At 49.6% G+C, this 12,407-nt stretch carries 9 protein-coding genes and 1 pseudogene; 2 read left to right on the top strand and 8 right to left on the bottom strand.

All coding sequences use genetic code 11. From position 1 onward, the window contains the following. Window positions 1–25 precede the first annotated feature (25 nt). The 8 genes and pseudogenes from BLP64_RS03525 to ampD all read right to left on the bottom strand — a co-directional run bounded on the left by BLP64_RS03525 (window position 26) and on the right by ampD (window position 10,807). Complete coding sequence (locus BLP64_RS03525; RefSeq protein ID WP_092591814.1) at window positions 26–376, bottom strand: hypothetical protein; 351 nt, start codon at window positions 374–376, stop codon at window positions 26–28. Between the two features lie 82 nt (window positions 377–458). Continuing rightward, window positions 459–2,525 (bottom strand): M13 family metallopeptidase, encoded by a 2,067-nt coding sequence (locus BLP64_RS03520; protein WP_092591812.1) that lies wholly within the window; start codon window positions 2,523–2,525, stop codon window positions 459–461. A gap of 186 nt (window positions 2,526–2,711) precedes the next feature. Beyond that, entirely contained in the window at window positions 2,712–4,145 is a 1,434-nt protein-coding gene (gene lpdA / locus BLP64_RS03515) for a dihydrolipoyl dehydrogenase (RefSeq protein WP_092591810.1), read from the bottom strand. Window positions 4,146–4,214: 69 nt separating this feature from the next. After that, window positions 4,215–5,909: pseudogene (gene aceF / locus BLP64_RS03510) on the bottom strand (dihydrolipoyllysine-residue acetyltransferase); the annotation flags it as partial. A 6-nt stretch (window positions 5,910–5,915) separates the two neighbouring features. Then, a complete protein-coding gene (aceE, locus tag BLP64_RS03505; protein ID WP_092591806.1) occupies window positions 5,916–8,585 on the bottom strand; it encodes a pyruvate dehydrogenase (acetyl-transferring), homodimeric type in 2,670 nt (889 codons plus the stop codon). A gap of 10 nt (window positions 8,586–8,595) precedes the next feature. Next, window positions 8,596–9,351, bottom strand: coding sequence for a pyruvate dehydrogenase complex transcriptional repressor PdhR (gene pdhR, locus BLP64_RS03500; RefSeq protein ID WP_092591805.1), 756 nt, complete (start codon window positions 9,349–9,351; stop codon window positions 8,596–8,598). 98 nt (window positions 9,352–9,449) lie between these two features. Then, on the bottom strand, window positions 9,450–10,232 hold the full coding sequence (gene ampE / locus BLP64_RS03495) for a regulatory signaling modulator protein AmpE (protein WP_092591803.1): 783 nt from the start codon (window positions 10,230–10,232) through the stop codon (window positions 9,450–9,452). Beyond that, window positions 10,220–10,807: a 1,6-anhydro-N-acetylmuramyl-L-alanine amidase AmpD gene (gene ampD, locus BLP64_RS03490; RefSeq protein ID WP_233340093.1), complete on the bottom strand. Its 588-nt coding sequence runs from the start codon at window positions 10,805–10,807 to the stop codon at window positions 10,220–10,222. Before ampD ends, ampE begins: the two co-directional genes overlap by 13 nt. A 146-nt stretch (window positions 10,808–10,953) precedes the next feature. Between ampD and nadC the strand changes: the two genes are divergently transcribed. Both nadC and BLP64_RS10980 read left to right on the top strand, forming a co-directional pair. Beyond that, complete coding sequence (gene nadC / locus BLP64_RS03485) at window positions 10,954–11,814, top strand: carboxylating nicotinate-nucleotide diphosphorylase (RefSeq protein ID WP_092591801.1); 861 nt, start codon at window positions 10,954–10,956, stop codon at window positions 11,812–11,814. 83 nt (window positions 11,815–11,897) lie between these two features. Next, on the top strand, window positions 11,898–12,401 hold the full coding sequence (locus BLP64_RS10980; protein WP_092591799.1) for a pilin: 504 nt from the start codon (window positions 11,898–11,900) through the stop codon (window positions 12,399–12,401). Window positions 12,402–12,407: the final 6 nt, after the last annotated feature.

The following is a 12,407-nucleotide window of genomic DNA, read 5'->3' as shown; positions in this document are numbered from 1 at the left end:
CGCGATGCGTATTACTAGCATGAAGTTACAGCAGCATTGGAGGGCGTAATTGATCGTCAGGATGATTGCCCGGCTTCCCGCTATCCCCCAATCTTGCAAGGGTCTGGGATAAGTTCAGCAAGGGTGTTGGATGACGCACCAGTGCACTTCCTGTGACATGACATAAATGGGGGCAATCCAGACAGTCTTGTTCGCATTGATGGTCCGACTGAGAGGTGATGCCTGGAGCATCTTCCGGACAGCAATCATGGCTGGATTGAAGTTCGTGGTGGTCAAAGGTAGGTAACGTCTGCAGCGTTGGTGAATCATGCACATCGGCACTGGCCGGTATCGCCATCGGCGCCAGCATCAGTCCAATCATCAACCAAACGAGCATCAGTATTCGCATGGCACAAAGTATAAACCCACTACCAACAAAACGCTAGCAGTGGGTTTGTTACGTCATCACCGAGTGCGAATTACCAGATGGTCACGCGCTCTTCCGGTGCTAAGTACAACTTATCGCCTGGCTTCACATCAAAGGCTTCATAGAAAGCTGGGATGTTCACCACGGTACCGTTCACACGGAAGTCCGCAGGTGAGTGTGGATCGCTCAACACTTGGTTACGGACAAACTCATCACGTGATTTGTTTTTCCATACTTGTGCCCAACCAAGGAACACGCGTTGCTCACCAGTGAAGCCATCCATTACTGGCGATGGTTTACCGTCTAATGAGTTAATATACGCGCGATACGCGATGGTTAAGCCGGCTAAGTCACCAATGTTTTCACCTAAGGTTAACTTGCCGTTGATGAAGACATCTGGAATGACTTCGTAGCTGGAGTATTGCGCTGCTAACTTCGCACCACGCTCATCAAATGCAACACGGTCTGATTCTGTCCACCAGCTATTCAGGTTGCCATCACCATCGTATTTTGAACCCTGGTCATCAAATCCATGACCCAACTCGTGGCCAATCACTGCACCGATACCACCGTAGTTCACCGCATCTTCGGCTTCCATATCAAAGAATGGCGGCTGCAAAATACCCGCAGGGAACACGATTTCATTACGCACTGGGCTGTAATACGCATTCACAGTTTGCGGTGTCATGCCCCAGTCTTCTTCTTTCACTGGTTGGCCAATTTCTGCGATTTGCTCGGCGTATTCAAACGCGTATGAACGTTTGACGTTGTCAAGGAGGTTGTTATCAACGGACAACTTTGAGTAATCGCGCCATTCGCTTGGATAACCAACGTACGGCTTGAACTTGCCTAATTTTTCCAGCGCTTTTTCTTTCGTTTCGGGAGACATCCACTCCAATTCTTGAATGGATTCGCCGTACGCTTCAATTAAGTTCGCGACCAATTCTTCCATGCGCTTTTTAGCTGCCGGCGGGAAGTATTTCTCAACATACATTTGGCCTAAAACTTCACCCAGCGCACCGTTGGTTGCATCAACCCCGCGCTTCCAGCGTGGTTCTTGCTCTGGTGTACCATTCAGAACTTTGCCATAGAACTCGAAGCGACGATCGCTGATTTCTTCACTCAGGAGTGACGCGTAGCGGTTCACCGTACGTAACGTCAGGTAATGCTTCCAAGTTTCAACATCAATATCGGTGAACATTTCGCCGAATTTCTCGAAGTAGCTCAATTGTGACACGATGTATTCATCGGCTGCATCAATGCCCGTAATTTCCGCATAACGGTCGAAATCAAAGGTGTTCAGCAGTTGGCGCATGTCTTCCCGTGACTGCGGGTTATAAGTTTTATCTGCGTTACGACTTTCAACGCGGCTCCACTGCACCTCAGCAATTTGGGTCTCAAGGGCTAACACCGCATCGGCAGCGGCGGCTGCGTCTGCATAATCAACTAAGTCAAGAACATCTTGGATGTAGGCTTTGTAGGCCGCACGAATTTCGACCGACTTTTCATCATCTTTCAAGTAATAATCACGGTCAGGTAAGTTCAAGCCTGACTGCGACATGTACAAGCCGTTGTGGGTTGGATTTTTCTTATCGCCGTAGACATAGAAACCAAACGGACCGCCAACACCCATTTTGGTTAACTCTGCAAACCGTTCAACGACATCGTCATGGGTTTCAATTGCCGCAATAGCAGCTAAATCGTCAGCGATTGGCTGATACCCCAGCTCATTCAGTGTCTCAACGTCCATATAGCTGTTAAAAAAGTCACCAATTTTTTGTTCATTCGTGCCTGCCGCAGCATTTTGCGCAGAGGCTTTTTCAATCAAGCCACGTAAGCGCTCCTGGTTAAGTTCGCGCAATTCAAGGAATGAACCAATACGGGACTTATCCGCAGGCATTTCAGTGTTGTCATACCAAGTGCCATTCACATATTGGAACAGGTTATCCTGTGGGCGAACATTGGTGTTAAAGGCGTCTAAGCGTAATCCTGAAGTCAATTGCTGTTGCTCTTGCTGAGCAGCGGCTGACGTTTGCTGTTGTTCAGTTTGCTGTGGTGAGCAAGCAGCGACACCTAAGGCCAGCGCAACGCTCAAGGCTATGGTACTTAATTTAGTCATTGGGGTTCCCCGTTGTTCATTGAAATAATCACTTGCTTACCTTAAGCCAAGTAACGCCTTGGTACAACTGAAAAGCTTTGCGATGTATCGCATGGGCTTATTTCTTTATCGCAAAAACAAAAGCCCAACACTAAGGTTGGGCTTTTATGCATCAACGGATGCATCAAATTAAGGCTTGTGGCTGAATTACTTCGCCTTTTTGTTGGCCTTTTTATTTGGCAGGTCGGTAATACTGCCTTCAAAAATTTGCGCAGCCATGCCAATTGACTCGTGCAATGTTGGGTGCGCATGAACGGTTAACGCGATGTCTTCTGCATCACAACCCATTTCAATCGCTAAACAGATTTCACCCAACAATTCACCGGCATTGGAACCAACAATGGCGCCACCGATAATCCGATTGTTTTTGTCAAACAATAGCTTGGTGAAACCGTCGGTTGCACCTTGTGCGATGGCGCGGCCAGAGGCTGCCCATGGGAATACCGCTGCTTCGTATTCAATGCCTTGTGCTTTGGCTTCTTTCTCGGTTAAGCCCGCCCACGCAACTTCTGGATCTGTGTAAGCGATGGATGGAATTAATTTTGGATCGAAGTAGTGCTTCTTACCCGCAATCACCTCAGCGGCAACGTGACCTTCGTGAGCAGCTTTGTGCGCTAACATGGGTTGGCCAACAATATCGCCGATGGCGAAGATATTGCTAACGTTGGTACGCTGTTGCTTATCCACTTCAATAAAGCCACGGTCAGATACCTTAATCCCTGCATTTTCGGCACCAATTTTGTTACCGTTTGGTGCACGACCTACCGCCACGAGAACGGCATCATACTTAACTGGCTTCTCTGGCGCTTTGTCGCCTTCAAAAGTGACATAAATGCCATCTTTTTTCGCTTCAACTTTCGCCGCTTTCGTGTTCAACATAATGTTGTCGAACTTCTTCGAAATTGACTTAGTGAAAGCTTTAATAATGTCTTTATCAGCAGGTGGGATCAGTTGTTCAGTCATTTCTACGACATCAACTTTCGCCCCTAAGGCACTGTAAACACAGCCCATTTCCAAACCAATAATACCGCCACCTAGAATCAACATACGCTCTGGAATATAGCGTAGTTCAAGAGCTGCGGTAGAATCCCAAACGCGCTCGTCATCATGTGGCACAAATGGCAGTTTAATTGATTGCGAGCCTGCAGCAATAATTGCGTGCTCGAAATTCACGACGGTCACTTGACCATCGTTATCGGTAACTTTGAGCTGCTTATCACTGGCAAACTCACCCACACCGGTGACCACTTTCACTTTGCGCAGTTTAGACATTTGCGACAAGCCGCCGGTTAATTGGCCAATCACGTTTTCTTTGTGCTGACGAATTTTGTCGAGGTCAATTTTAGGAGCACCGAAATCAATTCCTTGCGCACCTGTGTGTTTCGCGTCTTCAATATGCTTGGCCAAGTGCAACAATGCTTTGGAAGGGATACAGCCAACGTTTAAGCACACCCCACCTAACGTGCTATAACGCTCTACAATTACGGTCTCTAAACCTAGATCGGCAGCGCGGAATGCTGCGGAGTAACCACCTGGGCCGCCACCAAGAACGACAACTTGGGCCTTCACTTCTTTGCTCATATCAACCTCGTTTGGATTCGGTAAAAACGTTGGGGCTGATTATAACAGCCCCGCGACGATTTGTTGAACTTATAGAATCAATTTACGAATATCTGAGAGTACTGCGCTTAAGTACACACTAAACCGTGCCGCCAACGCGCCGTCAATCACACGATGGTCGTAGCTTAAGCTTAATGGCAACATTAACCGAGGAACAAACTCGCTGCCGTTCCATTGTGGTTTCATTTCACTCCGCGAAACGCCTAAGATGGCCACTTCAGGAGCGTTCACAATCGGTGTAAATGCCGTTCCACCTATACCACCTAGACTTGAAATAGAGAAACATCCGCCCTGCATATCGGTGGCTTTCAGTTTCCCATCACGAGCTTTGGTACTGATTTCGACCAACTCTTCGGATAACTCATAAATGCCTTTGGTGTCCACATCACGAATCACCGGAACCACGAGACCGTTAGGGGTGTCGACCGCAATCCCGATATGAACATATTTCTTCATAATGAGATGTTCGCCATCCTCAGACAATGAGGAGTTAAACACTGGGAATTCACGCAGTGCTTTGGCGGCCGCCTTCATAATGAACACCAATGGGGTGATTTTAACACCGTCTTTTTTCTTCGCTTGCAACTCATTTTCTTGCTTGCGGAATGCTTCCATCTCAGTGATGTCGGCTTCGTCAAATTGTGTCACATGAGGAATGGTGACCCAGTTGCGATGCAAGTTAGGACCTGAGATTTTTTGGATGCGCGTGAGGGCAACTTCTTCCACTTCCCCAAATTTGCTGAAATCAACTTTGGGTTGGGCAATCACTTGCAAGCCACCCGCGCCTTGTGCAACACCCGCTGCAGCAGTGGCTTTCGGACGCGATAATTCGTATTTCACGTACTCTTGCACGTCTTCCTTAAGAATACGCTGTTTACGCCCGGTTCCGGTAACTTGCAATAAGTCGACCCCAAACTCATTGGCTAATCGACGAACCGCAGGAGATGCATACGCCAACCCATCGACTTTTTCCTTCTTATCCAATGGATGGTCAGGAACCGGTGGTTTGCGTGGTGCTTCAACCGGAGCTGGTTCGCTCACCGTGTTGGTTTCTGTGGAAGCTGCCGGCGCAGGCGCTGTAGCAGCAGCTGGAGCCGTCGCTTGCGTGGTTAAGGTAATCACCAACGCCCCTTGGCCAACTTTATCACCCACTTTAACAGCAACCGATTCAACCACACCCGCCGCTGGACTTGGCACGTCCATCGTTGCCTTATCCGTTTCAAGCGTAATTAAACCTGCTTCGGCCTCGATTTCGTCGCCCACGCTCACCAACACTTCGATGACATCCACTTCGCTATCAGTGCCGATATCAGGCACTGTCACTTCAATGGTTTCACTCACGGTTGCTGCGGGTGCTGCGGCAACGTCTGTAGCTGGCGCTGCTGTTTCTGGTTCGGCCTCGGCTTCAGCTGGAGCTGGAGCTGGTTCCTCACTCGCTGCAGGCGCTGCAGGAGCTGCTTCCTCTGCTGGTGCAGCCGCTTCAAAGAGAGCGATCAAGTCGCCCTCTTTAATTTTATCACCTACTTTCACCTTCAATTCAGCAACCACACCACTGATCGGTGCTGGAATATCCATTGTTGCTTTATCGGTTTCAACCGTGATTAATGAGTCCTCAACGGCCACTTCGTCGCCTTGACTCACTAAGACTTCGATGATTTCAACTTCATCACCACCCACATCTGGGGCTTTCACTTCATGTAATTCTGCCATGGTTACCTCCGCAGCCCTTGCTTACGCATACAATGGGTTGATTTTGTTGGTATCGATGCCGTAATCCGCAATCGCTTTCGCGACCACTTTGCTATCGATGGTGCCTGCTTTGGCCAACTCGCTGAGCGCAGCAACGACCACGTATTCAGCACTCACCTCGAAGTGACGGCGCAAATTCTCACGGCTATCAGAACGACCATACCCATCGGTACCTAACACTTTATAAGGTGTTGGGACCCATGCACGAACTTGGTCCGCGTATTGCTTCATGTAATCGGTTGCCGCAACGGTCGGCCCTTTTGCATCGCTTAGTACTTGCGTGATGTACGCTTGCTTAGGCTGTTCATCAGGATGCAACATGTTGTAGCGCTCCACATCATAGCCATCACGCGCCAGCTCATTGAATGACGTTGCGCTATAAACTTTGGCGTTAATGCCAAAGTCATTGGCGAGTAGGGTGGCCGCTTTACGGACTTGTTGCAGAATCGTGCCTGAGCCTAACAACTGTACTTCGCCTTGAGCATTTTTCGCTGTTTGGGTTTCAAGCAAGTACAAGCCTTTCAAGATGCCTTCTTCAACCCCTTCAGGCATCGCCGGTTGAACGTAGTTTTCGTTCATCACGGTGAGGTAATAGAACACGTTCTCTTGGTCACCATACATGCGACGGAGACCATCTTGTACGATCACGGCCACTTCGTAGCCATAGGTCGGATCATAGGTAATACAGTTAGGGACTGTGTTAAATAGGATATGGCTGCTGCCATCTTGGTGCTGTAACCCTTCGCCGTTTAACGTTGTACGACCTGCCGTACCCCCCACTAAGAACCCGCGTGCATGACTATCACCCGCTGCCCACACCAAATCGCCTACGCGCTGGAAACCGAACATCGAGTAGTAAATATAGAATGGAATCATCGGCTCGTTGTTGGTGGAATAACTTGTTGCAGCCGCGACCCACGATGCCATTGCACCGAGTTCGTTAATCCCTTCTTGCAACACCTGGCCTTTCTTATCTTCACGATAATAGGCAACTTGGTCCGCATCTTGAGGCACATATTTCTGGCCTTGGCTGGAGTAAATTCCTACTTGGCGGAATAAACCTTCCATCCCAAATGTCCGTGCTTCATCAGGAATAATCGGAACAATTCGCTTCCCAATATTTTTATCTTTAAGCAGCGCATTCAGCACGCGAACAAACGCCATGGTGCTAGAAATTTCACGCTCGCCCGAACCTTTAGTAATGGCTTCGAATGCTTTTAATGACGGAATTTCCAACTCAACACTGGTTTGTTTGCGGCGTTTTGGCAAGTAACCACCAAGCGCTTCGCGGCGCTCACGGATGTATTGCATTTCTTCGCTATCTTCTGGGAAGCGATAGAATGGAATCGATGCCAATTCTTCGTCTTTGATCGGAATATTAAAACGATCACGGAAGTGCTTAATCGCATCCAAGTCCATTTTCTTCACTTGGTGCGCAATGTTTTTCCCTTCACCCGCTTCACCCATGCCGTAACCTTTTACGGTTTTGGCTAGAATCACGGTTGGACGGCCCTTGGTGTTCACCGCACGATCGTACGCTGCATACACCTTCATTGGGTCGTGACCACCGCGGTTGAGGCGCCAAATGTCTTCATCGGTGAGGTTCGCAACCATCGCTTTGGTGGCTTCGCTCTTACCAAAGAAGTGTTCACGTGTATAAGCACCGCCTTTGGCTTTGTAGTTCTGATACTCACCATCAACGGTTTCTTGCATGATCTCAGCAAGGGCGCCGTCGGTGTCACGGTGTAATAACGGATCCCAGTAGCGGCCCCAAATCACCTTGATGACTTCCCAACCCGCTCCACGGAAGGTGCCTTCCAGTTCTTGAATGATCTTGCCATTGCCGCGCACTGGGCCATCCAAGCGCTGCAAGTTACAGTTGACAATAAAGGTCAGGTTGTCGAGGCCTTCACGGCTTGCCAAACCAATCGCACCCAAGCTTTCTGGCTCGTCCACTTCACCATCACCCAGGAAGCAATACACCCGCTGATTCGAGCAATCTTTAATGCCGCGATCCGTGAGGTATTTCAGGTAACGTGCTTGATAAATGGCTTGAATCGGTCCTAAGCCCATCGATACCGTTGGGAATTGCCAAAACTCCGGCATTAAATGAGGATGCGGGTAGGATGACAGGCCATTGCCGCCCACTTCTTGACGGAAGTTAATCAGCTGCTCTTCCGTAAGGCGACCTTCTAAGAAAGCGCGCGCATAAATTCCTGGGCTAACGTGCCCTTGGATGAATAAAAAGTCACCGCCGCCTTCTTCTGTCGCCGCGCGGAAAAAGTGGTTAAAGCCCACATCGTATAACATCGCCGATGACGAAAAGCTGGAAATGTGCCCGCCTAATTCCAATTCCTTTTGTGAGGCACGTAATACCATCGCTAACGCGTTCCAACGAATGGCAGCACGAATGCGCGCTTCAATGGTGCGGTTACCCGGCATGGTCGGCTCTTGGCTGGCCGGAATGGTATTTAAATAAGCGGTGGTCGCAGTAAAGGGTAAGTAGGCACCACTGCGACGCGCCTTATCAATCAGGTTTTCTAATAGAAAATGACCTCGTTCCGGGCCATCTTCCTCTAACACAACTTCGAGGGCTTCTAACCACTCGCGGGTTTCTTGCGGATCAATATCTACGTTCAAATGGTCGGTCATACTTCTGTCCTTACCCTTGCTGAGTTCGGCGTAGTGAGCGTTGAATACGAGATTGCTCTCGATTCGAGGCTAACAACGCATGTTCAATGTAAGCGAGTAACTGATGGCACGCCTCTCGCGCCTGCTCAGGTTCACCCGCCGCAATAGCGGCCACGATGTGGCGGCGGTGTTCATGAAGTTGCTGCATCACCCCTGCTTTATGTGCAAGGTCCTGCAAGTTTTGTTGAATATTGCGCTGCAAAATTCCCTGCATACTACGCACTAAGTGCAGCAACACCACATTGTGGGAGGCCTCGGTAATGCGCAGGTTAAAATCCATCAAAGTCTGTGCTTGTTCAGCCGGATCTTGGCCGGATTCTTTTTTTAACTTCGCGAAGGCGCCATGAATGGCTTCGATGTCAGGCGGCGTGCCTCGTAGCGCTGCATAATAGGAAGAAATTCCTTCCAGTGCGTGGCGAAATTCAAGTAAGTCGAACTGTGATTCAGGATGCTGCAATAACAGCTCTAATAAAGGTTCCGCGACACGTTCTTGCAGATTATCGCTAACGAAGGTTCCCCCTCCTTGGCGACGTTCTACCAGTCCCCGCGCTTCCAATTTTTGAATGGCTTCGCGCAGGCTGGGTCGAGAGACCGAAAACTGCGCGGCAAGATCACGCTCAGAAGGCAACCGCGTGCCCGCTTTCAAAGTGCCGTCCACAATCATGGCCTCAATCCGTTCCATGATGACGTCAGACAATTTGGTCGGTTGTATGCGCTGAAATGTCATAGCTTTCCTGAGATCTAACGATGCTACTTTAGCCATTGGTCATACCAATATACCAGCAATTGTAGATCAGACCTCAGAAAAAGCCAACTAGAATGCGACTAAAGCCATCCACCGATGGTTAAAAGTGCGGCAAATACGATATACAACAAGAAATTACGTTTTATGAGTGCCACAGTGGTCAGAGCAGTCAATGATTCGGCTTTTTCTGCAACTTTTGTGAGCGCAATAAAGTTATTCTGGGGCTTATTGCCAATTGAATTTAACCAACTCGCCGCCGCGGCAGAGAAGTTCCCCACCAACAACATGCCCAGCGTCATTAACCGTGTCGGCAACCAATCAATCACTTGGTTCACGGTCTGCCAATGGGGATGGCGGCTATGGCGCATATCGCGCAACGTGGCATAAACCAACGCTCCGGTCACGCCGAACAGCATAAAATAAATCATCACGGCAAAATAATGCCGCAAATGAATCCATAATAGATAATGTTCCACCGGCGCTGACTCATGCCGACCCGAGGCTTGCCGTAAGCGTTGATACTGACGTTCTTGTTCGTCCTCATCATCGTCCGCTGTTGCGGCAAGGTAGCGCTGGTACGCGTGCCGTGCGGTAGGTGCTTGAATGGCACTTAACATGCCCGCCACACTCACGATAAACGTCAACAAGGTATGATTGAACAGCAGTAACAGGAACCCGATTCCTAACGCAGGAATCAGCGCCCACAGCACATATCCTAATTCGTGCTGGCGCCAATTTTCGAGCTTGGTATGGCTAATTTGCCAATGTTGCCAACGTAAAATAATCCGTCGCCAATGCAGGTTTCGGGTAAACCTAAAGGTTCGTTCCAACGAATACGCCAGCAAGATTGTTAACAAGTACATGATGCTACCTTTTTGTTCACCAAGTGATAAAAATGCGCCCATTCAAACGCGGGACCTGGGTCTGTTTTACGCACTGGGGCAATATGTTGATGCCCCACAATACGATGCCGCGTTAAAGCAGGATAGTGCTGAATCAGTAATGCAGCAACGTCAGCCAAACGCTGATATTGAGCCTCGGTATAAGGCGTATGGTCCGTTCCTTCCAGCTCAATGCCTATACTAAAATCGTTACACCGCCGCCGTCCACAATAATGCGAGCGTCCTGCGTGCCACGCGCGCCGATGAAAAGGCACATATTGCACGAGTTCACCGTCACGCCGAATAAAACAATGGGCCGATACTCGCAGCCCTGCTAAGGGAGCAAAGTCGGGATGTGCTTGAGGATCCAAGGTTCCCATAAACAAGTCATCCACATAAGGCCCCCCAAACTCACCGGCCGGAAGGCTAATCCCATGCACGACCAACAAACTAATATCATGGGGATCAGGTCGCTCGTCGGCGTGAGGGGATGGCCGCTGCACCGCATCTGTTAACCAGCCATTATTAAGCATAGATTCTGATTTCTGTTTCGCCATTTAGGTTCTCCATTAACCCGATCAGAACCCTGCCTGTCAACTTTCTTCTTCACAAAGTAATGCAAGCGGTTCTTGTGTACCGTTCATCACCGCCCTACAATAGGAACCATGCCACAATTTAGTAACACCAATGGATAGCCACACCTATGACGACCCGAGTTGATCCCACCTTACTTGCCGCTGACCGAGAGCACATGGTTCAGCGTGCCTTGCTTGAAGATTTAAATGGTTTACAAGCCGAGCTCGATATCACCGCCCAGCTCATTGCTACCGATGACACGGCTACCGCAACCGTTATCACTCGTGAAGATGCCGTTATCAGCGGCATTGAGTGGGTGAATGAAGTATACCGACAATTGGGTGGGAGCGTCACCGTGCAATGGCAGGTGAAAGATGGCGATCACGTGAGTGCCAACAGCGTGCTCTGTCAACTCAGTGGACCGACCCAAGTTATTCTCACTGGCGAGCGTACCGCACTGAATTTTTTGCAAACCTTATCAGGGGTTGCTACCACCACCGCCCATTACGTCAAACATCTACAGGGTTCAACAACACGCCTACTCGATACGCGTAAAACCATTCCCGGTTTACGCACGGCATTAAAGTATGCAGTCACTTGTGGCGGCGGCGATAACCATCGTGTTGGTTTATATGACGCCTATTTGATTAAGGAAAATCACATTATGGCATGTGGTGGAATCGCACAAGCCATTCAAAAAGCGCGTGAATTAAACCCCGGAAAAGCCGTGGAAGTGGAAGTTGAAAACCTCACGGAATATCAAGCTGCGTTAGCTGCTGGGGCCGACATTATTATGCTCGACAACTTCACGCTAGCCGATATCTACACGGCGGTGGAGCAACGCACCGGGCACACCAAGTTAGAAGTATCAGGCAATATTACCGACGCTCGTTTGCAAGAATTAGCAGCCACCGGCGTGGACTTTATTTCGTCAGGCGCCATTACGAAAAACATTCAAGCAATCGACCTGTCGTTACGTTTGCAATAGCTCCCAGCATTTGACGGCTGCTCAGCGGGTGGTAAGGTGGTTGCCGTCCACCCGCACCTCCCAAATGGATTTAGGAGTTTGGCATGAGCAGCTATCGCCTTCACGGATTTACCCTCATTGAATTAATGATTGTGGTTGCCATCATTGGCATCTTAGCCGCAGTTGCAATTCCCATGTACAGTGACTATACCCAACGCGCTAAAGCAGCGACAGGGCTCGTTGCCTTGGCCTCCTATAAAACCGCGTTAACCATGTGCTATCAAACCCATGGCAGCTGGCAACGCTGTGTGGCTGGGCAGGCAGGTATTCCCCCAGCGATTACCCAAGCCCAGCAAGTACAAGGGTTACAGCAGGTGGTTATTCCCCAACAATGGACCCTCGGCAGCGCTTATGTTGTGCAAGCCACCCTTGATGCCGTTGCGGCCACCGGCGCTTTCCTGCAGGTTGAGCTCATTCCAATTCCCCTTGCTGGCATTGGCATGAGTTGGCATTTGAACTGCTCAGATTGGGATCCACAACACCATGAATCGCGCGTTGACGGCTGTCGTAATTCGCTGGGGCATCGCCCAACCGCGCCCAGCTATTAAAGGGGC

The organism is Pseudidiomarina indica, from assembly GCF_900104245.1.
Classification (GTDB): Bacteria; Pseudomonadota; Gammaproteobacteria; order Enterobacterales; family Alteromonadaceae; genus Pseudidiomarina; species Pseudidiomarina indica.
Note: the sequence above shows the minus strand (reverse complement) of the source record. Positions and strands in the feature narration are given on the sequence as shown.